This window comes from Chitinophaga sp. RAB17, from assembly GCF_052114225.1.
Taxonomy (GTDB): Bacteria; Bacteroidota; Bacteroidia; order Chitinophagales; family Chitinophagaceae; genus Chitinophaga.
In genome coordinates, this window is the sequence record NZ_JBFREI010000001.1 from 516,765 (window position 1) to 542,028 (window position 25,264).

Sequence of the window (25,264 nt, forward strand, 5' to 3'; positions counted from 1 at the left end):
CATGAAACTAAATCCCAGGTATAAAAAATGGTTCAAAATACTGCTGATCCTACTCATAGCAAGGATAGTTATCGGCGGTTTGCTCTATTACCTGGTACAGCATAAATTTGTAAAGATTGTTCAATACATTGTTAACAAAGAATCAGGAGGCACCTACCAGTTTGATGCAGATGATATCAATTTCTCCCTGTGGAAAAAAAATATCGTAGTACATGGCGCCCGGCTCACTGGTAAAGATACCGTACATGTCAATGCTCACTACGATGTAAAAATACCCCGGATCTATTTATCTATACAGTCCTGGCGCGCCCTGATCCTGCATAAAAAACTGTTGGTAGACAGTCTTTCTGTGATCAGTCCTTCCCTCTTCGTTCATGAGCACGTGGCACCCGGTCCCCGGCAGGAAACCTTTCAGCTGTCTTCTATAGTGGAGCACCTGGAACAAACTTTACAATATGTAAACGCGCGCATCGTACATCTGCAGGAAGGCTCCCTTGTATACAGCAAAGTAAATGGACCACCGCCGTTACGTGTGGATCACTTTAATTTCTCTATCCTTAATTTCTCCAAAGTCACCAACGCCGACAATCATATTTTAGGGTCCGAAGATGTGGACTTCTCCTTCGATCAGCAGCACTGGATATTACCCGATGGCAGGAATACCATCAGTTTCAAACGTCTTCATTTCTCCGGTAAAAAACAAGTCTTTGAACTCGACTCCTGTACCATTTTCAGCGCGGCTACTGCCAACAAAGGCGAGATGTCGCTGCAGGCAGATAAATTCTATTTCAATGCCCGCCACCTGCCTGCTATTTATATGCGGCAGGAACTACTGATCGATACCCTCGTATGTATACGACCGGTACTGAATCTTCCCGGTAGAAAGGCCACCGTCAAAGATAAACAGGTAGTGCTGGACAGTCTGCCCAATACACTGTTCAAAAAAATGAACTTCAAATATATTGCGGTAAAAGACGGGGAACTCTTACTCAAAGGAAATGTGTCTACCGGTACCACTCAAAAAACAAACCTGCGGATTTACAATCTCACAATTGCACACGATACTACGCCGGGCATTACTACCGACAGCATTGCTCTCAACTTAAATAAAATAAAGTTCTACTCACTGGACAGCATGTTCCAGTTGAGTGTAGACGAATTTATACTGCAACGCAATGATGTTATTTTCAACAATGTGGAATACGGACCTACGCCGCAAAACCACTCTGGCAAAGGTCTAACTTTTACCGCCCCCTCCCTGCGACTGAATAATGTGAGCCTGGAAGACCTGCTGAGAAAGCACCTCAAAGCCAGTGATGCGGAGTTGTACTCCCCCCGCATTTCGTTCCTGACAAAAGCAAAGAAAGGCGTGAAAGGAAAACCACCGATAGACAGCACCGCCATTAAAATGCCGGCATTTTATCAAACCCTGCACGGCCTGAGTGAGCTGATCATGGTGAATACTTTCCGTATCACAGATGGTAATGTCAACTTCAGATCCACCGGAAAATCACCGCTAACGTTGCAGCTAAAAAGTGTAAACACAGATATCCTGTTGCATAATTTCTTTCTGAGTGATTCTTTGGTAGATATAAAACATGCTATGCCCAATCTGCATATCCGGGAAATGAGCGTAGCTTCCGACAAGGTAAATATCACCATGAACAATTATGCTTTTGACGGCACCCATCGGCATAATAAAGCAGATAAACTACTGGTAACACTCTCAAATGGCAGCCGCATTGCCGGTACCGCGCTTTACTGGGAAGTGTTTGACTGGGATGTATTTCAGCAGTCAAAGGATATCCAGGTAGACGTGCTACGCTTCGGCGCCTTAAATATACAATTACATAATACGGCAGCAGCCAAACACAATCCGCCTAAAGATTTGCCGGTAATACGCATTGCCCGACTGGATGTTGGCACGCTGCAATTCAGTAGCAACGGACCTGTCAGGCAAAGCAGTTTCACCGCTGATAAAATAGCCTTCCGCGATCTGCGCACCAAACAACGGTTCATTACCTGGGGAGCGGCAGCCGGGCAGTTTTACGACATTCATCATCACAGCGAAAAAATGGAGCTGGACATAGCGGCTGTTTCACTTAATAGCAATAGTACCACTACGCTTACAAATGCTCATGCGACCCTGCATAACGATCACGGATATACTAAAATAGTACTGCCTTCCCTGAGCATACAAACAGGCATCCACAGCACGGACTTCAGTCGTGTGATGGTGCAGTCACTCGCCGCCGATCATCCCCGGATAGAGATATTCAGTAATGGAAAAAAAACCCAAAAACAAAGCACCGCTGCCCCGATACAGGCCAGCATTGCACAACTCAATGTCAATGATGCGGAATTACATTACACGAAAGTGAATGGAAAAGATAGTAACACACTATATACGAATGTCCGGCTGGCAGCCACTAAGCTTGCCCTGCATACCGGCAGTGAACAATTATTGCATTACGATCATATACAACTGGAAACAACCCCATTGCGATTCCACAGCACGGGCACGGATCTTTCCATTCCGCAGCTGTCGCTACAGCTAACCAAAGGGCTACTCAGCAAAGACAAATCAGCTCAGATGAGTCTCCACTCCGGCGTAGCACTGAAATGGCAGGATGTACAGCTGGCACTGCATCATGGAGATAGCATGGAGCTGACAGTGAATAAGCTGTCGGGCATGTTTAATGATGCGGCATTCACGTTCCGGCAACATCATAAAATAGCCTGGGAATCGTTTGTCGCCAACACCACCATTAGTGAAGGCGGTGCGTTTTACCGGAACAAACAACTGCATGCGCAGGCCGGCAGTATTAAAATGGATCCAACCACCAAAACATTATCTGTCAATGATTTCAGCGTAATACCCAACCTCTCTGCAGAAGAAACCTTCCGGGAAGCGCGCTGGCAGCGGGACTACATCACTGTAAAAGGAGATGCCCTACAGCTGAGCGGCATCGTCAACAACCAGCTGCCGGGAGATTCCACCATACATATCCGGAGGATGACTGCTACCAATACGTTGTTAACAACGGCCAGGGATAAACGAATTCCTTTTGAACATGGCATAGAAAAATTCATGCCCACCAAATTAATCAACACCTTACCACTGGCATTGCAGGTAGATTCTATCGTATTGCAGCAAGCGGCCGTTACAGTGAATGAGTCTTCCAAATCCACCAACAAATGGTCGGCGGTACCAATTACAGATATCAATGCGCTGATCACACACTTCGGTAATGTACATCCTGACAGCGACAGTCTACGCGTGCAGGCCAGCGGCAAATTACTGGGCAGCCCTATTCATTACTTTTCATATAACGAGTCGTACAGTGATTCCCTTTCCGGATTTTACGCACAGAGTTATCTGGCACCGATGGACCTGAAAAGATTCAATGAGGTAGCCATTCCTATGGCTGCGGTGAAAGTAAGACGGGGTTATGCAGATACGATTTATTCCAACTGGTCCGGAAATAAATATGCTACGTTGGGTAATATGAATTTTTATTATCGTCACCTGAATGTGCAGGTGCTGAATAAAAAAGATTCCACGCGGCAAGGTTTTATGGCTAACCTGAAAACGCTGCTGGTAAATGCTTTCCTGAGAAATGCCAACCACCGCCCTACACGGATGTTTTTTATACGCGACCGGGAGAAGTTTATCTTTAACTATTGGGTAAAAGCAGAAACTTCCGGTATCGTAACAGCCGTAGGTGTTAAAAAAGACCGGAAGTACCTGAAGAAGTATAATAAGGTGGCGAAAAAATATTCCTTGCCGAAACGATAGTGCGAAAGAAGGTGCTACTCCCTGATCAGCGACAACGCTTTTTCCAGCACCTCATCCCTGTTTTCACGTATGCCCTTCACTGTTGGTTCCAACACAATATCCGGTATAATGCCAACGCGCTGTGTTTCTCTGCCATCGGGATAATACACACCTAAACCTGTGATAATAGTTTCCACTCCTCCGGGCAATTTGATGTAGGAAACATTGCCATCTGCACCGGCGGTAGTGCTGCCCAGTACTACCGCTTTAGGGGCCAGTCGCAGCGCCATCGTCACAAACTCCGCATTACTTTGTGTGCTCGCATTTACCAGTATAATCACTTTTCCTTTATAATAGTCTTTATTTGTATGTCCGGCTTTCGAGTCAAATATATTCACAAATACACCCGGATACTCAATGCTCGGCTCTGTGAATTTTACAAATGATTGCGATTGAGGCAATACATATTCTGCCAGGGAACTCAACATATCATCGGACGGATAACAACGTAAATCGATCACCATGCCACGGGTGGATGCAAAAGCCGCGATGACACTATCCATCTGGTTATTTTTGAAAAGCCCCGGATAAACATATCCCACATCATTACTGATCAGTTTCCAGGAGCTGGCTGGGCGATCAGGAGCCACCGTCGCCTGTACAGAAGGAAGTGTTGTAACCATTGTGGTATGCAGACTGCCATCTCTGTCATATTCCAGTTGCAATATGCTATCCTTTGTTCTGAAAATCGAACGTTCTAATCTATTTAGTTGCGTAGCGTAATTGGAAGCGGGTGTTATCGGCAAAAGTTGTTTTACCATATCTGCTACCGGTTTACCGTTTACCGCAGTGATCACATCTCCGTTGCGCAGATCTCCTGCGCCGGCACCTACTTTTATGATAATGGGCTTATTTTCTACAAATTTCACCAACACCGGCAGGTTTTTCATTTTATTGGGATTACGGATAAACAGGTTCGGGCCGAAAAAACCGGCATGAGAATCATGTATATCTGAAATCAGCCGCAGCAAGGCAGTCTGATAATCTTCCACATCGGCTGCCGCAACAAAGGAAGGAAGATATTCCCTCAGTTTATTATTCCATCCTTCGCTGATCAGGTATTTATAAGGATAGAAATATTGAATCATGTTCCAATAGCGGAATAATGCCAGCAGGCGGAATCCTGCATCCGGATACAGCATGTCTCCATAGCTGCGTTCATGCTTAAATTCCGCGTTCCCGGTGGATTCTGTGCCAATGTAATAATGCTCATCACTCCTGTTAAAGTCCGCTATGTTCTTCAACACCACTGTTAAAGGAGCACCCAGCTCTTTTTCATCTGATATCCATGCCAGGTCCGCAGGCATTTTTATTTTATCCCTGGCAATACGGTTAGCTTTGTTTCGATTAGCCGGCATGGTCAATTTATTGACCCAGGCGAGCAGGGTATTATTTCGTTCGGCTTTACTATGGCAATTTAATATCGCTGGCAAAATCCGGAACAATTCATAATCCCAGTTATAATTGCCGGCGCCTACTGCAGGATGATAATATTTCAGGAAGCCCCACATTTTTCCCAATACCTCCATATACTGCAGCTGTTCGGGACTAAGGGATGCGATCTGAATACCGGAGCCTTTATCAAAAGCGGTATCACTATCTGCTTTGTATACCGCTGCTGGTGGAGCATCTTTCAACGGTTTGCCATCTACCAGTACTTCGAGGTCATCGACCCACAGTTTGCCGGTGCCATTGCTGACCGCACCTACATAAACAGTTCTGGCGTCTTTCCTTAATGGTAGCGTGATGCTGTACTTCTTCCAGTCGGCAGTGCCACAGATATGCTCCCGTTTCATATCATTGTATTCCAGTATTCTCCCTTTTCCATCTATCCTCATAAAAAGCCCTACTTCTCCATTCTCCACCTGTTCTATTTTCAGATAGCCATTCAATGTCACGGAACTACCGGCAAAGTCCACCGGGATGGCAATAGCACCAACGCCAAAATCACTCTTTTGTTTCTCTCCTACAGAATTGATACGCAATGACCGGTGCCCACTGTGATAGATGGAATCATCTATAGATACCTGATACCCGGTCCCCCATTTCATCCAGCCATTTGGTAAACCAGCGTAAGCTGCTTTACCTTCAAAACTTCCGTCAAAATCAAGACGCGTTTGTGCGATAACAGTAATAGAAAAAAACAGGAACAGGATTAACAATAATGGGCGCATAACAAAAAAGCGTTTTTTAAATTTGTCTTTCAACCTTAAATTAGTGGGTATTATTGAGTAAAAGAAGTTAAAATGATATCATGATCACTTTAACGATGTACCCTATTCATTTGAACTATTTATCCGACATTTGTTACCCAATTTTAATCGATTATGAAAGTTTGCATTGCTGAAAAACCAAGCGTGGCAAGGGATATTGCAGAAGTGATCGGAGCTAAACAACGCAAAGATGGCTACTATGAGGGCAATGGCTACCAGGTCACCTGGACTTTCGGACATTTCTGCACCCTGAAGGAACCACATGATTATTACGAGCAATGGAAGTTCTGGCGACTGGAAGACCTCCCCATGATACCTCCCAGCTTCGGTATTAAGCTGATTGAAAATTCAGGCGTACAAAAACAGTTTAAGATTATAGAAACCCTGGTACAGCAATGTGAAGAAGTCATCAACTGCGGGGATGCCGGCCAGGAAGGAGAACTGATACAACGCTGGGTACTGCTGAAAGCAAAATGTGTAGCCCCCATTAAAAGACTCTGGATTTCCTCGCTCACCGTGGAAGCCATCCGTGATGGCTTCCTGCATCTGAAGGAGTCAGAACAATACAATAACCTGTATGCTGCCGGCAGCGCACGCGCTATCGGCGACTGGCTCCTGGGCATGAATGCCACCCGCCTTTTCACCAAAAAGTTTGCACAGGGAAAAGTGGTACTGTCCATCGGTCGCGTACAAACCCCCACGCTGGCCATGCTGGTACAACGGCAAAAGGAAATCAATGCATTTGTATCGGAAGACTACTGGGAGCTGAAAACCATTTACCGGGAAACGGAGTTCACCGCCGCCATTGATCGGCTCAAAAGTCCGGATAAAGCCGCCAAAGGGCTGGCCTATCTGCAGGAGCATCCATTTGAGGTCACTTCTTTCGAAAAAAAAGATGGCAAGGAAGGTAATCCCCGCCTGTTTGACCTCACCGCCCTACAGGTAGAAGCCAATAAAAAATTCGGCTTCTCCGCAGACGATACACTCAAATATATTCAGAACCTCTACGAGAAAAAACTGACCACCTACCCCAGGGTAGATACCACTTACCTCTCGGAAGACCTGCACCCGAAAATTGCCGGGATATTAACAGATATGACACCCTACAGTGCGCTCACCGCACCACTGCTGGCAAATCCTATCCCTAAGCTGAAAACCGTTTTCGATGATAAAAAGGTAACAGATCACCATGCCATCATCCCTACCGGCATGCACCCCGGCGGTTTGCCACTGGAAGAAAAACGTATCTACGACCTGGTAGCCCGCCGCTTTATTGCCGCTTTCTACCCGGAATGTAAAATTTCCAACACCACCGTACTCGGAAAAGTAGGACAGGTACCTTTTAAAGTAACCGGTAAACAAATCCTGGAACCAGGGTGGAAAGAAGTATATGCCAACGATGTAAAAGAGAAAAAAGAAGGAGAAGAAGAAGAAAAAATATTGCCTCACTTTGAAGTAGGGGAAAGTGGTCCGCATACCCCCAGGATACACCAGGGAAAAACCACTCCTCCCAAAGCCTTTACAGAAGCTACTTTACTCAGAGCCATGGAAACAGCAGGTAAACAGGTAGATGATGAGGATTTACGCGAAATGTTGAAAGATAATGGTATTGGCCGGCCTTCTACCCGCGCCAATATTATTGAAACCCTGTTTCGCAGAAAATATATAGAAAAGAAAAAGAAGAATATCTATGCCACCCAAACAGGCATAGACCTCATCGATACCATACAAACAGAACTGCTGAAAAGTCCCGAACTCACCGGTCAGTGGGAACGCAAACTCCGCCTCATAGAAAAAGGCGAGTATGCTATGGAAACCTTCAAGGATGAATTGATCCAAATGGTGGTAGACCTGACCAAAGAAGTAAAAACATCCAGCTATAAGTTCATCACCATTGCGCCCGATCCACCACCAGCGCCACCGGAAAAGGAAAAGGTAAAAAAAGAACCCAAACCCAAAAAAGTGGTGGTCATCGAAGAGATGTCCTGCCCCAAATGCAAAACACATTTACTCAAAAAAGGCAATACGGCCTATGGCTGCGCTAATTTCAAGGAATGTGGATTCAAACTTCCTTTTGAAATGCTGGGCAAAAAACTCAACGACAAACAGGTAGCTGACCTGGTTAGCAAAGGGAAAACTGCTAAGATCAAGGGGCTGAAAATGCCCGGTAGCAGCGAGGAGAAAGAAGGGAAGCTGGTGCTGGGAGCAGACTTCAATGTTAGTATAGAATAAGTTTTTTTGTCTTTGTTCAGGATTATACTACTTTCCGGATTTTTGAAGTTAGAAATCAAAAATCCGGAAAGCAGTATAATCCTGGTAAAGACAATCCGCAGAAACTACGCTTCAATCGCCGTGTTCACGGTCACTTCTTTCCACGTTTCCAGATCTGCTTTTATTGCATCCATTTTCTGATAAGCCATACCATAAGCATCTTCACCGAGGAATAGATGCAACGGTGCATTTTCAACAGCGGCTACGTTAATAATAGCAGCTACTGCTTTCTCAGGATCACCGGCCTGATTACCATTGATCTCATGCTGATGCGCATTTTGTACATCGCGTACCGCCTGGTAGGCAGCTATTGGCTGTGCAGGCACACCCAGTGAACCGGAAGCGAGAAAATCAGTCCTGAAATAGCCCGGTGATACGATAGTTACTTTGATACCGAATGGTTTTGTTTCGGCAGACAATGATTCAGACAATCCATCTACTGCAAATTTGGTAGCGCAATACACGCCGAAGCCGGGGAAAGTGCCGGTGAAACCTGCAATAGAAGAAATGTTGAAGATATGTCCGGATTGTTGTGCCCTCATATGTGGTAATATCGCGCGGGTTACATTTAAGAGTCCGAATACATTCACATCAAAGTTAGCACGTACTTCTGCATCAGACAGTTCTTCCAGGCCACCTACCTGTCCGTAGCCGGCGTTGTTAACCAATACATCTATACGGCCAAACTGGCGGATGGTAGCCGCTACGGCTTCTTTTACGCTGGTTTCACTTTTCAGGTCTACCGCCAGCGGGAGAAAATCGGCAGCAGTAGAAAGCTTGCGCAGGTCATCGATGCTACGGGAAGTAGCAGCTACCTTATATCCCTGATCTAATAATTGCAGAACGAGCGAACGGCCTAATCCCTTGGAAGCGCCGGTTACAAACCATATTTTGTTGTTGTCCATGATCTTTGTGCTTTTTTTGTTAACACAAAAGTAGATCAGGAATACCTCCCGGTCGTTACACTAATCAAACCATTCATTGCAAAATTCAAACAATCCGGAAAGCACCGGGAGTAATGCTGGTTTGTTTCTTAAAAAAGTTGTTGAAATGGGCAGGTTCTTCAAAACCAAGGGCGTAACTGATTTCTGATATATTCCAGTTGGTATGCTTCAATAGGGCTTTTGCTTCGCTGGTAAGCCGTTCAGCAATATGCGCCGTGGTGGTTTTACCAGTGGTTTCCCGGATAGCACGGTTCAGGTGATTTACATGTACGGATAACTGTTTGGCAAAGTCGTTGGCCGACCTCAACGCAAAGCGCTGTGCGGGCGATTCAATCGGGAACTGTCGTTCCAGTAAATCGGTAAATACCGAGGTAATGCGGGACCTGGCATCTGCATGCTGGTACAGCATTTCAGACGGCTGCATTTTAAGCGCATAGTGCATAATTTCCGTCAGGTAGCTCCGTAACAGATCATACTTGTACACATAGTCAGAGCTGATTTCGGACAACATCTTTTTAAATAACTGTGCTACTTCTTTGTCCTGTGTTTTATTAAGCTGGTAAGATGGAATTCCGCCTGGCACCATCATAGGCAAATCATGAATATTACTCCTGTTGGCACCTGTAAAAAAGGACTCCTTGAATATACAGAAATAGCCGAGACTTTCTCCTGACAAGGATTCCCAGGCATAAGGCACCTGTGGATTAAAGAAGATAAGTGTACTACCCTTTACTTCTACCGTTTTATCGGCATAATGAAAAAGGTTATGTCCTCTCACCAGACTTACCTTATAGAAGTCGCGGCGACTGTATTTCACCATCACACGCCCGTCAATAATACAGTCTTCCATACGGAACACATTAAAATGACCGATATCATGCTGCAGCGTTTCAGGTACTGCACTGAATTTGTGTTGATAAAACTCCTGTAACGTTTCTGTCTTACTCATTTATCAAAGTTACAAAATTCAATGCGGATTTTGTCCTGCCCGGATAATAGGGATGCAGGTGACGATTTTATGAAGGGGCCAGACAGGATATCATTTCCTGTCTGCCCAGTGTTAATGTTCCTTTTATTTAACAGGCCAGCACCATATCTTCCGGTTCCCGGAATTTCCGTTCGGTGCTTTTGATCGCTACATCGTTGATGGCGGCTAATCTCCGTTGCATCAAACCATTTTCATTAAATTCCCAGAGCTCATTGCCGTAAGATCGGAACCAATTACCGGCATGGTCATGCCATTCGTATTCAAAACATACTGCAATGTGATTGTCTGTAAAACTCCAGAGTTCTTTTTTCAGTTTATAGTCCAGTTCCTTTTCCCATTTTTTTGTGAGAAAGGCTACCACTTCTTCCCTGCCGTTGAGAAACTGATCGCGGTTGCGCCACACTGTATCCTGCGTATATACTAATGAAACTTTTTGCGGATCCCTGCTGTTCCAGGCATCTTCTGCCAGTTGTACTTTCTGCAGGGCTGTTTCCCGTGTAAACGGGGGAAGGGGGAATTTCTGTTCCATGATAAATTAATTTAAGTAATAAATATTTAGATAGATCGATCTGTCTATTTAAGATGATTAAAAAAAAGACGCGCCGGCATCTTTTAATTTTGTGTATACATCTACATCCCTGATACGCTTATATCCTGGCCATCAACAAGTCCGTTGCATCATCCGTTGTTACTCATTTCCTTCACAAAGATAAAACGAATATTTCAAAAACAGACAGATCGATCTATCTTTTTTTATTTTTTTCGGAAGAAGTGAATCTTCCCGGTTGCCTACAACAAGCCGCTCACCACCTTCTTCGCTTCCTGCACCGGCCACTGGTTACGGTAAAGCTGACTTTCCACTATCGCAGATTCGAACAACAGGTACACATGATCTTTCACAACCTGTTTTTCTTTGGTAAGAATATCACCCAGAAAAGCACGCAGGTCTTTCTTATGATCCTGGATCACGGTTAGCACCGCTGCATCTTTGTCCGTTGTTTCCGACAGGATATTCAGGAAAGCACATCCCCTGAAATGTTCTCTCTCATTATTATCAGCAAGGAAATCAAAGGCCGACTGAATCTTTTCCTTAGGCTTGGTGGCCTTATCGGTGAAAGCTTTTAAGCCCGACATCCAATCCACATGACGCTGATTTAAAAATGCCAGGAGCAGGGATTCTTTGGATTCATAGTGCATATACAGACTGGCCCTTGCCACACCGGCTTCTTCTATTACCTGGTTAATACCAGTGGCGTGATAACCCTGGTTATAGAACAGGTTAGTAGCAGTTTCCAATAAACGCTGCTTTGGATCGCCTATCTTCTTTTTCATCACACAAAGGTACAAAAAAGACAGATCGATCTATCTTTATTTCCATTTGCATAAAACAGGTAAAAAAAAGAGCGACTTGTATTATCTTGTCGCAGATTAATATTAATTAAACGTAAGCCAAGCATGCATTCAACATTCAGGAACCTGGTTCTGTCTTTTATTTTAATCTTTTTTGTTGGTTTAACGGTACGTGGCCATGCACTCACGGCCACCAGGCACGTCTCCCTGGATGCCTATACACTGACGGGGCCGGAAACTCCCCTGGACAGCAAGGCTGCAGCCTTAAAATGCGAACACCTACCTACCCCGCTGGGCATAGATGCCGTTCATCCGCGCCTGTCGTGGTTATTGGCAGACAGCCGCAGTGGCGCACGCCAAACGGCTTACCAGATCCGCGTAGCAACGGACTCGCTTAAACTGGAGTCAGCACCTGTATGGACCTCCGGCAAAGTAAATACGGCCGACATGCTGGTAGCCTATACCGGTAAAGCTTTACAATCCTTTACAAGATACTACTGGAGTGTGGAAGTATGGGATAAGGACGGCCGCAGATTACCCGCTACCCATTCCTGGTTTGAAACAGGCATGGTGAACAGCAGCAACTGGAAAGGCGCCTGGATCAGTGATGACGACAATGTAAAATTGAAAGCTGCCGCCAACTTCCGAAAAAATTTCACAGCTGCTAAATCGATTCAGTCAGCACGGGCCTATATTGCTGTAGCCGGATTATATGAGTTATATATCAACGGACAAAAAGCCGGTAACCATCGCCTGGATCCCATGTACACCCGATTTGACCGCCGCACGCTATATGTTACCTATGACGTAACCCCACTCCTGCAACAAGGCAAAAACGCCATAGGTGTAATGCTAGGCAACGGGTGGTACAATCATCAGTCTACTGCCGTATGGAACTTCCACAACGCCCCCTGGCGCGGCAGACCCGCTTTTTGCATGGACCTGCGCATTACCTATACCGATGGCAGCGTGGAAACCATCACCACAGGGAAAGACTGGAAAACGGCGCCAGGCCCTATCGTTTTCAACAGCATCTACACAGCAGAACATTATGACGCCCGCCGCGACCAACCAGGATGGAATACCGCCAACTTCGATGACCAGAAATGGCAGCACGTTATTTTCCGTTCCGCTCCTTCTAAGAATATTGTTTCCCAGCAATTATATCCCATAGAAAATGTGGAAGAAATTCCAGTGGCAAATATGACACAGCTGAACGACAACACCTGGGTATTTGACCTCGGCAGAAATATTGCCGGTGTCAGCAAAATCCGGGTGAGTGGCGCGGAAGGCACTGTCATTAAACTGAAACACGGCGAACAGCTGGATAAAAAAGGCTTCGTGGACCTATCCAACATCGTGGTGCATTATCGCCCTACTGATGATACAGATCCTTTTCAAACAGACATCTTTACCCTGAGCGGCAAAGGCGAGGAATCTTTTATGCCCCGCTTTAACTACAAAGGCTTTCAATATGTGGAAGTAAGCAGCAACAAACCGGTGAAACTGACGAAGGAAAGTCTGACCGGCTATTTCATGCACAGCAACGTACCTCCTGCCGGAAAAATAAATGGCTCCGACACCATGATCAACAAATTATGGTGGGCCACCAACAACGCCTATCTCTCCAACCTGTTCGGCTATCCGACCGATTGCCCGCAACGTGAAAAAAATGGCTGGACCGGTGATGCGCAGATTGCCATAGAAACAGGTCTGTATAATTTTGATGGCATCACTATTTATGAAAAATGGCTGGCTGACCATCGCGATGAACAACAACCCAATGGCGTGTTACCTTCCATTATTCCTACCGGTGGCTGGGGCTATGAATGGGGTAATGGTCCCGACTGGACCAGCACCATTGCCATTATTCCATGGAACATCTATTTGTTTTACGGCGACACTACCCTGTTATCCGTTTCCTACGATCACATACGCCGCTATGTAGATCATATCACAGCAATCAGTCCATCCGGCTTAACTACCTGGGGCCTGGGCGACTGGGTACCGGTGAAATCAAAATCGCCGGTAGAATTTACCTCCTCTGCCTATTACTATGCAGATGCATTAATCCTGGCAAAAGCCGCGAAACTATTTGGAAACGCTGCTGACTATACGAAATACAGTACACTGGCAGCAAAGATCAAAAATGCATTTAATGCCAAATACCTGAATACCACTACCGGTATTTATGGAGAAGGCGTACAAACAGAACAGAGTGTTGCTTTGTACTGGGGCCTGGTTCCTGATAACATGAAAAGTAAGGTAGCCGCCAAACTTGCAGAAAGAGTAGCCGCAGACAACTTCCACCTGGATGTAGGTTTGCTGGGAACTAAAAGTATCCTGAATGCCTTAAGTGAAAACGGATATGCAGATGTAGCATACAAATTAGCGGCCCAGCGCAGCTTCCCTTCATGGGGCTGGTGGATCATGAATGGCGCTACCACCCTGTTTGAAAACTGGGATATCAACGCCGCCTCCGATCTGTCACGCAACCATATTATGTTTGGCGAAATAGGCGGCTGGATGTATAAAGGCATTGCAGGCATTAAACCGGATGAAGCTGCACCCGGATTTAAAAACATATTGCTGTCACCCAATTTTGTAAATGGCCTCGATCATTTTGAAGCCAGCCACGAAAGCCCCTATGGCACGGTTAATTCTGCCTGGGAAAGAAAAGGCGACGCGATCAGCTACCATGTAATAGTGCCTGCAAATGCCAGTGCAGACATTTACTTTCACATCTCTCCCAAACAAAAAATATATGAAAATGATCAACCGGTGATCACACAAAACACTGACAAAGGATTACGCTACCATATTACCGCTGGAACAAAAACGTTTCAGATTAGATAAGCAGGATCCTTTCTGATAATCTCTATTCCTTTCTTTCCCGCGATGATAGCAGCATGCGCCATATTGTAGAAAAGCGAAGTTTCCAGGATACCGGGAATTTCCTTTAAACGATGATTAAGACTGTCTAATGGCGGGAAGGAACGGAACCAGATATCAATGAGCAGGTTGCCATTTTCTGTAATCACGGCCCCATCTTTTTTGTTGCTCATCCGGATCACCGGATTGGCCAGTGAAAATATTTTCTTCAGTTGTTGCAGCACAAATGGCACGGCTTCCGGTATCACTTCTATCACCACCGGAAAAGTAGTATATAACTGCCCTACATATTTTGCGCCATCACCAATCAGGATAAACTTATCTGCCATAGCCGCCAGCAGCTTCTCACGGGTGTGTATACCGCCTCCACTTTTCAGGGCATTCAGCTGATGATCAAACTGATCGCAGCCATCAAAATAAATATCCAGTTGGGATACCTCACTGATATCCCTGATGTAAAAACCATTCTCCAGCAGGAGTTGTCGGGTATTAAAAGAAGAGGTAACCGTAGTAATACTTTTAGCCAATGTTACCTCTTCTTTCAAAAAATTAACCAGGTGCGCAATTGTAGAGCCTGCACCTAAACCTATAATTTGACCAGGTTTTATAAAGTCCATTGCCGCCTTTGCAGCCACTTGTTTCAGATCTTCCATGTCAGGATATTGAATGACAAAGATCTGTTTTTTTTCATTATGCGTTTTTTGTCTTTCTCAGGATTATACCGTTATTCGATAGCTCATGCCCTTCTTTGTATTAAAGCTTAACACCCCGTCTTTATACTGATGTGGTACAGCTACTCCATTACGATCCTTTACCACAGCAGTTTGTGGCAACAACATTTTGCAGGCAACGCCGCTACCGGAATGGATACTTACTTCTTCCACCCTTTTGTTTTTCCAGCTAAAATCTATCACGAAATCATTTACCGCACGTAGTCCTTTAATGCGACCGGCAGCAAACTGTTCTCCATCCGGCAGTGCAGGCAATAAGCGGATAATATTTTCTTTGCCATGGCTTTGTAACAGCATCTCCGCAATGCCAGCAGTAGCACCCAGGTTACCATCTATCTGGAAAGGCGGATGCGCGCAGAACAGGTTCGCATACGTACCCGCGCCGGAACTCATACTGATATCGCTACCGGCAGCAGCAGGCACCCATAATTCTTTCAGCATTTTATAGGCATGGTTGCCATCACCCAAACGGGCCCAGAAAGCCACTTTCCAGGCACGGGACCACCCGGTAGCACCATCCCCTCTTCTGAGCAACGTTTTCTTCGCAGCAGCAGCCATTTCAGGGGTATCCCACGGTGTAATTTCATCGTAAGGATACAAGCCGTATAAGGGGGATACGTGACGGTGATGCGGGTCTGCTTCTTTATAATCTTCCAGCCACTCCTGTACCCCACCGGTAGTTGGACTGATCTGATTAGGCGCGAGCCTGGCCAGTACTATTTTCAAACTATCGGCCCAGGCTTTATCCGTTTGCAGGATACGGGCTGCTTCCAGGTTAGAACCCAGTAAGTCTCTGCAAATCTGCATGTCCATAGTAGGGCCCATGCAGGTTTGTCCTTCCTGTCCATTGGGCAGTATATAAGAATTCTCCGGTGAGTTGGAAGGCGCCGTTACCAGCCACTGATGAGAAGGCTCGGTAATCAGGATCTCTTTAAAAAAAGTGGCCGCTCCTTTCAATACCGGATATATCTCCTGCAAAAACTTTTTATCGTTGGTATACTGGTAATGTTTCCAGAGATGGGAAGCTACCCAGGCCCCGCCGGTTAATGCAGATCCCCAGCTGGCTCCTTCACCGGGAGAGGTGAATCCCCAGGGATTATTGATAACGTGTGCCATCCAGCCATTGGCTTTATAATAGGTGCGGGCAGTGCGCTCACCGTATTTGGCCATTTGGGAAGCCAGGGTAAATAACGGCTGGTGACAATCGGACAGGTTCGTGACTTCTGCCGGCCAATAGTTCATTTCCACGTTGATATCGAGGTGATAATCGCCATTCCAGGGCGTCTGGTATTCTTCTGCCCACAGTCCCTGCAGATTAGCCGGCATCCCGCCGTTGCGGGAAGAGCTGATGAGCAGGTAACGACCAAAATTAAAATACAGCGATACCAGTGAAGCATCTTTTTCGCCCTGCTGCAAACGTTGCAGGCGATCAATGGTAGACAACCCTTTTACCGCATCGTTGCTGTTATCTGTGAAAGAAAGCTGACAACGGTTAAAAAAGGAAGTATAGTCTTTTACATGCGACTGCACCAGTGCCGGCCAGGATACTGTGGCTGCTTTTGTAATATCGGCCACTGTTTTCGGCAGCGGATCCGGTCCCGGTGTTTCCACATGGGGCCAGTTCATATTGGTGCGGGCAGCGATCAGCAAAATACATTCATCTGCGCCGTTAATCGTTAGTTGATCTTTGTTTTCTGTTCTGGTACCGCCTTTGGAAATCACTTTCAGTACAGCGGCATATTTTACGCCTGTATCTCCATTGCCTCCGTTTAAGGTTCCACTCATGATTAATGCACCATTCACAAGGTTGATATTGGCCCGTTCTTTACGATATAATCCAGTAGTAAATGACAGGCTGCCAGGTTTGCTGGCCACCAAACGTACCACCGTTACCTGTTGCGGGGCAGACACCAGTACTTCTTCTTTATACGCTACGTCATTCCTCTCCCAGCTCAGGGTGCTGATGGCACTATCCAGTTTCAACTGACGCTGATAATTACGTATATCCGACACCGTATCTTTCCATTGAATGAAAAGATCCCCCAGCGTTTGATAGCAACCAAATTTAACATTGGCGCCATTACCACTGCCGGAGCCCGGGCCCTGGCAGATAAAATATTGCTGCAACATTTTCTGCGCTTCAATATTTTTACCCTGTAATAACAGTTGCTGGATTTGTGGCAGGTAGGCGGCCGCTTCTTTACTATCTGCGTCCTGGATGCCGCCAGTCCACATAGATATTTCATTTAATACAATACGCTCCCTGTTGGTATTTCCAAATACCATGGCCCCTAAACGTCCATTGCCCAGGGGGGCAGATGCCGTAAAATGACGTGCAGGTTCATTGAAACGTATGGTTACATCAGATTGCGCAGACAACGTCAATGCGCCCAATAAAAGTGCAGTTTGTAGTGTGGAATATAGCTTGCAGTTCATATGCATCAAGATATATAAAATAATGTTGCAGCGGGAGCGGGAAAGGCGAATTGCGAATTAGTCATTAAAAAATGTGAATTCTGTATCGGAAGCGGATTTTGTCTTTGTCCAGGATTATACTGATTTTGATGATTACTTCTTTATCTTTTTAAATCAAAAAAATAGAATCCGGAAAATCAGTATAATCCTGAACAAAGACAAAAAAAATCGTGTACTGTCCTCCTTGTGCCCTCCTCTGGAGGCTAGCCCCGTATTGATAAGGACTATTCTTCCGCTACCGTAATTTCATAACGGCTGGCGTTGTGCAGGGGATGCACGGGGCGGTCCGTGCGGGTTCCCCAGGAATCCGTGAAACAGGCCCCGAAATAAAAGATCAATGAGGAATAAAACATAAACAACAAAAGTAAAACGGTAGATGCCGAAGCGCCGTAGATGCTGTTGATACTACTATAGGTGAGCATTACCTTCAGGATGGCTTTACCGATATTAAACAGGATACTGGTTACCAATGCACCTGTGAGTCCTACTTTCCACTGCGGACGTCCATCAGGTAAAAAATTGAAAACCAGGAAAAACCAAATGGTAACGATGATGATAGAGATAACATAATTGAGCGCACTGTCATAATAAATACCCAGCGCCGGTACATATAGCGTAACATACTTACCCAGAAAAATGCGGGCGGCTTCGGCTACCAGGTCAATGATAAATAATATGCCGGCAAAAATAATGACCAGCACCGCTTTCAGGCGGGACAACATGATCTGACCAAAGTTCTCTTTGTGAATAGCTCTTACTTTCCACAATTCATTGAGCGAACCTTTAATAATTTTAAAGAGTGTAGTGGCTACAAATAGTAAAAAAATAAAACCGCAGATGGCGATAATCCAGTTTTGAGCGATACTCCGGAACGCCTTCAGCGTTTGCAGGATAGCCTCCGTAGTTTCCACACCAAACATACCTTCCAGCTGTACCATCAACCGCCTACCTGGATGTTGTATCCGGAAAATAATACGTAACAGTTGTATGATAATAATAAGAATAGCAGGCAAAGCAAATGTGGTAAAAAATGCCGTTGCTCCCGCCATGCGGAGTGGGTCATTCGCTTGTAGCTCCTTATATGCGTCTTTAAAAGAAAGCAGAAATAACTGCCAGCGGGGTAAAATTTTCTCTGTTGTAACCGTTTCCATGCCTGCCCGATTAAGCCCCAATTTACTGATTAATTTCCTTCAGCGCTCATTGCGCTGATATTGATTATTTGGCCATCATTAAAAAATGTAAAAACCGGTAGCCGAATCCGTATTTTTGCAACATATGAATGCGCACATATACATACCCAAAAATGAACTACGTGAAGCTATTGATTATATCTGGTATCATGAAGCCGCAACCGTACAATTAAAAGCCTATAACATTCCCTTCCTGCACCAGGAGCTGATCATTAACTTTGGAGCGCATCTTTCCATTACTAATCAGCAGCAGCAAAGATTTGGTTATCCCCGCGCCGGTGGCGTCACCGGTGTACTCTCCCGGCCTACCGTTACCAGGGCACAGGGACATTATGCTGCACTCGGTATTATGCTGAAACCATTTGGCCTCTATCGTCTATTTGGTTTTTCTGCTGCGAAGTTAAACGGACAACCACGAACACTACAAACCATATGGGGAGAGGCTGCGCTGGCTTTAATCACGGAACTGGAAGCTACGCCTGCTCCTACGGAAAAAATCCGTGTCCTGGAAAAATTCCTGTTACGCATGGCCCGGCCTCATATCATTCCGGAAGAAATCCTGGCCATGCAACAGCGACCATCCTTACATAAAGGATCTATCAAATCACATATTTCCGATAAACTGATTTCTTCCAAAAAATATATTCAAACCAGTGGCACTGTTCTGGGCATGCCGCCGAAAAAATATACACAGCTTACTTTGGTGAATACCGCAGTGACACAAATGGCAGCTGCGCCGGAGATACCGTTAACAACGGTGGCGTATGATAATGGGTTTTATGACCAGGCGCATTTTATCCGCGTGTTTAAAGCATTTGCCGGGATGACGCCGTCCGCCTACAGATCAGCGGTGAGGAAACAACGGGTGCAGACAACGTTTCCGAATACGATATTTATGTAATCCCGCGGTCATTTATAAATGCCAGGTGTTCATCTATCAGATCAAAACGGTAGTCAAACCGGGTCTCCATCAAATCTACCCGGATATCCACCACATTCAGCTTCAACTCCAATGCTTCCAGCATATTGCTCATCGTATTCAATTGGGCCAATACCTGCTGCCATCCTGAAAGATCCATATCCTTAAAATTTCTCAAAAATAATATCTTGCCGGACACAAAAAAAACACTGGTACAGATATTTTTTATCACCCTATCATCTCACACAACCACTTCTCACACTGACTTTCCGCCGATCAAAACAATCGGAAATTTTGTACAATTTTTATATCTTCCAATACCTCACCTTTGTAAAAAAAGATGCGGAAAATCAAAGTATATACTGCGGTCAGCCTGGACGGATACATTGCTACCAGGGAAGGAAAAATAGAATGGCTCACCGGATTCCCCAATCCCGAGGGAACCGACTACGGTTATGCGGAATTCCTGGCTACTATCGACACCACACTGATGGGGAACAATACATATAAAGATGTACTGAGACTCAGTGAAACATACCCCTACCCGGATAAAACCAACTATGTTTTTACGCGGGACAGCATACATGTTGATACGGAGTTTGTACAATTCATCAGCAGGGACATCATTGAATTTGTAACCGGACTGAAAAAAGCAGATGGGAAAGATATCTGGCTGGCAGGAGGCGGACAGCTGAATGGTGCACTATTGCAGGCAGACCTGATAGATGAAATGATCCTCCATGTAATACCGGTAGTACTGGGAGATGGCTTGCCATTGTTCGGTGGAATACCGATGGAAAAAGTGTTTAAGCTAAGCGCTACCAAGACTTACAGCAGCAGTGTGCTGGAACTGCATTATGAAAGAATTACGGGTTTGTGAAAATGTCTACAGAATAATCCTCCCACAAACCCGTAATTCTTAATTCGTAATTCACTTCGCCACCATCTGCGCGTCCCCTCTGCCAAATGACCAACCGGCCAAATCATTTTCTACCAGGATAATTACCACATCATCTGCAGGCACGGGCGTAGCAGCCGCAATGCGGGTGGCAATACTTTTATATAATGCCTGTTTTTGTTCCACGGTTCTGCCAGCTCTGGCAGTAATGCGTATATACATCAGGTTGTCTGTATGCGGCACATCAAAGTAGCTGTTCGGGTACAGGATATCTCCCGGCTGCATAGTGTGGATGACCTGGAAATAGTCATCTGCCGGGATGTTGAAATGTTCCTGCAGGCTTTGATGTACTGACAGGGAAATATCTTTTTTATTCGCAGCGCTGAGATGTTCACCGAGATAAATTTGTACGAAAGGCATAATTTATTTTTTAATGATGATAGCAGGTTGATCTTTCTTTAACAGGTAAACCGCTACAAACGTGGCTGGCTGGTCGTCCTGTGCATTTTTGAAGAGGGTGATTTCCCTGCCGGCGGTTTCGCGGAAAGCATCGCCGGCATGCAACAGCACCGCAGCTTCTCCAGCGGGCTGATACAATATTTCTCCGGATACAATATAACCATACACCTCACATGGATGATGATGTACCGGGGCGCCCTGTCCGGGTGCAAAAGTGATTTCATCCATCCGTACTTCCTCCACGGTGGTTGCCGGTAGTATTTGCTGTAACAGTTGTTTACGTGCGGGCGGAGTTTGTGCCGCAGCGCTGCCTGTTATTAATACGGACATGATGAATAGTAATTTTTTCATGAGAAAGAATATTTCATGACAAACTTACTAACCTTTAATACATTTGCAATATTGAAACATTTAACACCACACTTTAATAAAACTAAACTATGGTAACAGACCTGCTGGAACTCGATTTGCTGCGCACCTTTGTGCTGGCGGTGGATCTGGATAGTTTTGCCCGGGCGGCAGACCAGGTGGCCCGCTCCCAGTCTGCCGTAAGCCTGCAAATGCAGCGGCTGGAAGAAATCACGGGACAGCAGCTGTTTTTGAAGCAGGGCCGGGGCTGGCGGTTAACCGCTAACGGAGAGATGCTCCTCGGCTATGCGAGGCAGATGCTGGAGCTCAACCAACAGGCCATTACCGCACTGACGGCTACACATATAGCAGGCAAAGTAAAACTGGGACTACCGGCAGATTTTGCAGAGAGCGGCCTTCCCGTGGCACTGGCCCGCTTTGCTGCCATACATCCGCAAATGGAAATTGAAGTCACACTGGAACGACAAGCAGTGCTGGCAAAGCTGTTGCAGAGCGGCAAACTCGATGTCATCATCTCCTTTGGAAAAGATACCCCGGAAGATGCCCTGCCTGTAGGCACTCTTCCTATCCGGTGGATAAGTGGTACCAATAGTACCTCAGCATTACAACAACCCTTACCGCTACTGCTGTTTGAAGCCCCCTGCCTGTTCCGTACCACCGGGCTGACAGCACTGGAAAAAGTAAAACGTACCTGGCGGCCTGCACTCACCAGCGGCAGCGTAGCAGGTATGTGGGCCGCCGCCCAGGCCGGACTGGGTATTACTATCCGTACCGAAATAGGCATGCCCGCAGGCTGCATCGCATTAACGCCATCCAGCGGATTGCCTTCTTTGCCGGATGTTGCCGTGTTTATGCTCACGCATAAAAAAACGCCTTCTCCTGCGGTTAAACGACTGATCGACATCCTGCATGAAACCATCACTGCACAATTGCATGACATTCGTAAACGGGCCAGAAAAGGCGTTAAATGAGGAAGCTACATGTGTAGACCAGGTACATAAAAAAAGCCCTCCGGAAAACCAGAGGGCTGTATCATTATTCATCATCCTTTACAAGGTAATTTCCTGTACCGGCGAATAGATCATATCTTCTACACCGGCAATTTTTAACCCTATACGGGCAAAGACTGTTTTCTGTTCGGGCACCGTTGCAGGTACATCTACCTGTAAACTAATACCCGCAGGATCCGTAATACTGCCACCACTCAGGTCCTTCGTGGCGATGCTGTTTCGTCCATCCACAAACTGGGTTTTACACACATAGAGGGATACCCGCTCTATACTACGGGCATTTGCATCCTTAATGATCTGCTCTGCGGCAAACGTAGCGGTCAGCTTTCTGCCGGCAGCAACAAACTTCGGTGTACGGATCATGTAGTAAGGCAATACTTCTATATCACGCGTTACGCTACCCGAAATCGTTAACGGAATAGTATCTGAATTGGTGGTTTTGTCCGTCAGCGAACGAAATGGCCCCTGCGCAGCAGGAATAACCAGCTTGTACGCCGCATCAAATAATAAGGCCGAAAATTTACCGTCCTGACTTACACTAACGTTAATAGGCGTACGCTTTCCCCAACCGGGCTCCCACAATTCAAAATACACATCGTTGAAACTTACGTTCACCGGCTCTCCCTGGTATACCAGTCTCCCACTGAATGTACTGGCTGGCGCCTTGTAATTATCTTTTTTGCAGGAAGCTAAAAAGATGCCCGCCAACATGAATAAAGTATACTGAATATTAGTTCTCATAATACATCGCTTTACTGGTTAGGATTCTTCACAATTTTAGGATTGTTGTTCCTGATATCATCTCCGATAGCCGCATAATAATTGCCGAGCCGGAATAAATGTGCGGAGGTAACGGCACCTGGTAATACCTGCTTAAATACGTACTTGCCATTATTGGGACTTCCCGGGTCATATACTTTATATGGCCATAAGGCAAATACCCTGGTGCTGGACTCATCACTTTTTCCCGGTTGTGTGGTCAGGTTTGTCTTTACCCCGTTCCACACTTTATGCGCCAAACGCCAGCGCTTCATATCCCAGAATTCATGCCCTTCAAAAGCCAGTTCCACTTTTCTTTCATGTACAATCCGGTCGAAAGTAATATCTGCTGCTGTCAATGGAATTTTAAACCCTGCCCGTTCACGTACCTGGTTCATATAACCGGCGGCTACGTCACGCTGTCCCAATTCAAAGGCTGCTTCTGCCGCATTCAGCAATACTTCCCCATAGCGGTACCTGATCCACCATACCTCACTCTGTGTACCAATACGACCCGAACCTACGGTAGGGTCCATATATTTCCGGATAATAAAACCAGACTGCGCACTGAACTCAAGATTATTAACCGGCCCATCGTAACCTACTACCTGCACATCCAGGCCATTCGGCTCCAGCTTCCCCTTGGCTCCGAAATTATCTCCGGTGACGATCTTTCCGTCTTTGAACATATATCCTGCCCAGATATCTACTTTCTTATCTTTAAATTCAGCACCGGGCAAAATAACGGTTGCGGCTAAACGTGGATCTCTGTTGGCAAACAGGTCCAGTGGATCATTATAATATACATATCCACCTCCTGCTGCATTGGTGGGCAATGGCGCAAAAGTGTTATCCAGTAGCTCAAACGACTGGACCAGGTTCAACGATGGATTTAAGCGGCCACCCTGCTGCTCTTCCGCATTGGAACGGGGCTGGCTCCATAACGTCCATGGCTGCACTCTTCCGCTTTGCAGTTTAAAATCCTTCGCAAAAATCACTTCAGGATTTGATCCTTTATCGATAAAGAGACTGATAAAGTTTTGTGTAAGATTATCACTATTCTTTTTATACAGGGAGTAAGTACCGCTGCTGATCAGCTCCTGTGCCGCTTTCAGCGCCGTAGTGTAATATCCGTTGGCAGCGGAAGCAGGGATACCTACTTCTCCTCCCGGTAAAGTTACCTGCGGTGTTGTAACACCATACTTTGCAATAGCACCAGCATATAACGCAGCCCTTACCTTCGTAGCTAATGCCAGCCCTACGGTAGCACGGGTTTTACTAATCGGACTAACGGGCAGGTATTTCTTGACGGTATCCATTTCACTGATCACGAAATCATATATTTCAGATTCCTTTGCCCTCGGCTGTTGCAGGTAAGCAGGATCACCTTCGTAATTATACTCCATAGGCTTTAACACCAGTGGTACGCCTCCTACTCTTTTTACCTCTTCAAAATATACCACGGCTCTCAGGTAGCGCGCTTCTGCAATAAACCGGTTCTTTACATCCGCTTTCAGTTTGGTGGAACTACCGCATTTGTCGATGAAAATATTCAACTCCCGGATATAGGCGTAGTCCCAATAAGTAATTTCTCCGGTATTCCTGGCTATCATGCCCGGAAATACATAATCATACTCCGTAGTGCTATGCCGCCAGTACTGTCCGTTCTCTGAAGCAAACGCTTCGTCAAACCGTGCAAATTCACCCCAGTTATCTATGGTTTGCGTCACCATAGAAGGAATACCTGTGGCGTTGGCATCGGTCTGACGATCCGGATACCGGTCGTACAAATCCGCCAGCACAGACAGTATTAGTCCCTCATCATTCCATAGCTGATCATTCTGTAACACATTGGAAGGTGCAACATTGAGGAAATCTTTATCATTACACCCTGCATTTACAGCAAATACAGCCAGACATATATATAACAAACTTTTTTTCATAACGATTCTATTTAT

The 25,264-nt window shown here is 45.8% G+C and carries 19 protein-coding genes; 6 read left to right on the top strand and 13 right to left on the bottom strand.

Translation table 11 applies throughout. The features are described 5' to 3' along the window. Position 1: 1 nt before the first annotated feature. On the top strand, positions 2–3,799 hold the full coding sequence (locus AB4Z08_RS01830; RefSeq protein WP_441572062.1) for a hypothetical protein: 3,798 nt from the start codon (positions 2–4) through the stop codon (positions 3,797–3,799). Positions 3,800–3,813: 14 nt separating this feature from the next. Here the strand turns inward: AB4Z08_RS01830 and AB4Z08_RS01835 are convergent, their stop codons facing one another. Next, positions 3,814–6,012, bottom strand: coding sequence for a S41 family peptidase (locus AB4Z08_RS01835; protein ID WP_441572063.1), 2,199 nt, complete (start codon positions 6,010–6,012; stop codon positions 3,814–3,816). A gap of 153 nt (positions 6,013–6,165) precedes the next feature. Here AB4Z08_RS01835 and AB4Z08_RS01840 point away from each other — a divergent pair, with 153 nt between their 5' ends. After that, on the top strand, positions 6,166–8,283 hold the full coding sequence (locus tag AB4Z08_RS01840; RefSeq protein WP_441572064.1) for a DNA topoisomerase 3: 2,118 nt from the start codon (positions 6,166–6,168) through the stop codon (positions 8,281–8,283). A 104-nt stretch (positions 8,284–8,387) separates the two neighbouring features. Here the strand turns inward: AB4Z08_RS01840 and AB4Z08_RS01845 are convergent, their stop codons facing one another. The 4 genes from AB4Z08_RS01845 to AB4Z08_RS01860 form a co-directional block, all read right to left on the bottom strand. Next, positions 8,388–9,227, bottom strand: coding sequence for an oxidoreductase (locus AB4Z08_RS01845; RefSeq protein WP_441572065.1), 840 nt, complete (start codon positions 9,225–9,227; stop codon positions 8,388–8,390). Positions 9,228–9,312: 85 nt separating this feature from the next. Next, a complete protein-coding gene (locus tag AB4Z08_RS01850; RefSeq protein ID WP_441572066.1) occupies positions 9,313–10,215 on the bottom strand; it encodes an AraC family transcriptional regulator in 903 nt (300 codons plus the stop codon). Between the two features lie 127 nt (positions 10,216–10,342). After that, the gene (locus AB4Z08_RS01855; protein WP_441572067.1) at positions 10,343–10,783 is read right to left on the bottom strand and encodes a nuclear transport factor 2 family protein; all 441 of its coding nucleotides are present in this window, start codon (positions 10,781–10,783) and stop codon (positions 10,343–10,345) included. Positions 10,784–11,043: 260 nt separating this feature from the next. Further along, on the bottom strand, positions 11,044–11,586 hold the full coding sequence (locus tag AB4Z08_RS01860; RefSeq protein WP_441572068.1) for a TetR/AcrR family transcriptional regulator: 543 nt from the start codon (positions 11,584–11,586) through the stop codon (positions 11,044–11,046). A gap of 123 nt (positions 11,587–11,709) precedes the next feature. Here AB4Z08_RS01860 and AB4Z08_RS01865 point away from each other — a divergent pair, with 123 nt between their 5' ends. Beyond that, on the top strand, positions 11,710–14,460 hold the full coding sequence (locus tag AB4Z08_RS01865; protein ID WP_441572069.1) for a family 78 glycoside hydrolase catalytic domain: 2,751 nt from the start codon (positions 11,710–11,712) through the stop codon (positions 14,458–14,460). Here the strand turns inward: AB4Z08_RS01865 and rpiA are convergent. From rpiA to AB4Z08_RS01880, 3 genes are all read right to left on the bottom strand, one after another. Then, positions 14,448–15,149, bottom strand: a complete 702-nt coding sequence (rpiA, locus tag AB4Z08_RS01870; RefSeq protein WP_441572070.1) for a ribose-5-phosphate isomerase RpiA — start codon at positions 15,147–15,149, stop codon at positions 14,448–14,450. The genes AB4Z08_RS01865 and rpiA overlap by 13 nt on opposite strands. A gap of 63 nt (positions 15,150–15,212) precedes the next feature. Next, a complete protein-coding gene (locus AB4Z08_RS01875) occupies positions 15,213–17,663 on the bottom strand; it encodes a glycosyl hydrolase family 95 catalytic domain-containing protein (RefSeq protein ID WP_441572071.1) in 2,451 nt (816 codons plus the stop codon). 263 nt (positions 17,664–17,926) lie between these two features. Further along, the gene (locus tag AB4Z08_RS01880; RefSeq protein ID WP_441572072.1) at positions 17,927–18,853 is read right to left on the bottom strand and encodes a YihY/virulence factor BrkB family protein; all 927 of its coding nucleotides are present in this window, start codon (positions 18,851–18,853) and stop codon (positions 17,927–17,929) included. Positions 18,854–18,977: 124 nt separating this feature from the next. On the opposite strand from AB4Z08_RS01880, the gene AB4Z08_RS01885 reads away from it, so the two are divergent. Continuing rightward, positions 18,978–19,793, top strand: coding sequence for a DUF6597 domain-containing transcriptional factor (locus AB4Z08_RS01885; protein WP_441572073.1), 816 nt, complete (start codon positions 18,978–18,980; stop codon positions 19,791–19,793). Here AB4Z08_RS01885 and AB4Z08_RS01890 read toward each other — a convergent pair. After that, on the bottom strand, positions 19,786–19,971 hold the full coding sequence (locus AB4Z08_RS01890) for a hypothetical protein (protein WP_441572074.1): 186 nt from the start codon (positions 19,969–19,971) through the stop codon (positions 19,786–19,788). The genes AB4Z08_RS01885 and AB4Z08_RS01890 overlap by 8 nt on opposite strands. Positions 19,972–20,151: 180 nt before the next feature. Between AB4Z08_RS01890 and AB4Z08_RS01895 the strand changes: the two genes are divergently transcribed. Continuing rightward, a complete protein-coding gene (locus AB4Z08_RS01895) occupies positions 20,152–20,691 on the top strand; it encodes a dihydrofolate reductase family protein (protein WP_441572075.1) in 540 nt (179 codons plus the stop codon). A 51-nt stretch (positions 20,692–20,742) separates the two neighbouring features. Here the strand turns inward: AB4Z08_RS01895 and AB4Z08_RS01900 are convergent, their stop codons facing one another. Both AB4Z08_RS01900 and AB4Z08_RS01905 read right to left on the bottom strand, forming a co-directional pair. Then, positions 20,743–21,129, bottom strand: a complete 387-nt coding sequence (locus AB4Z08_RS01900; protein WP_441572076.1) for a tautomerase family protein — start codon at positions 21,127–21,129, stop codon at positions 20,743–20,745. A gap of 3 nt (positions 21,130–21,132) precedes the next feature. After that, a complete protein-coding gene (locus AB4Z08_RS01905; protein ID WP_441572077.1) occupies positions 21,133–21,519 on the bottom strand; it encodes a cupin domain-containing protein in 387 nt (128 codons plus the stop codon). 89 nt (positions 21,520–21,608) lie between these two features. Here AB4Z08_RS01905 and AB4Z08_RS01910 point away from each other — a divergent pair, with 89 nt between their 5' ends. Then, positions 21,609–22,508: a LysR substrate-binding domain-containing protein gene (locus AB4Z08_RS01910; RefSeq protein WP_441572078.1), complete on the top strand. Its 900-nt coding sequence runs from the start codon at positions 21,609–21,611 to the stop codon at positions 22,506–22,508. Positions 22,509–22,586: 78 nt separating this feature from the next. Here AB4Z08_RS01910 and AB4Z08_RS01915 read toward each other — a convergent pair whose 3' ends face one another. Continuing rightward, positions 22,587–23,288 carry a DUF3823 domain-containing protein gene (locus tag AB4Z08_RS01915; RefSeq protein WP_441572079.1) on the bottom strand — a complete coding sequence of 234 codons (702 nt, stop codon included), beginning with the start codon at positions 23,286–23,288 and terminating at the stop codon, positions 22,587–22,589. 11 nt (positions 23,289–23,299) lie between these two features. Continuing rightward, a complete protein-coding gene (locus AB4Z08_RS01920; RefSeq protein ID WP_441572080.1) occupies positions 23,300–25,249 on the bottom strand; it encodes a RagB/SusD family nutrient uptake outer membrane protein in 1,950 nt (649 codons plus the stop codon). Positions 25,250–25,264 lie beyond the last annotated feature (15 nt).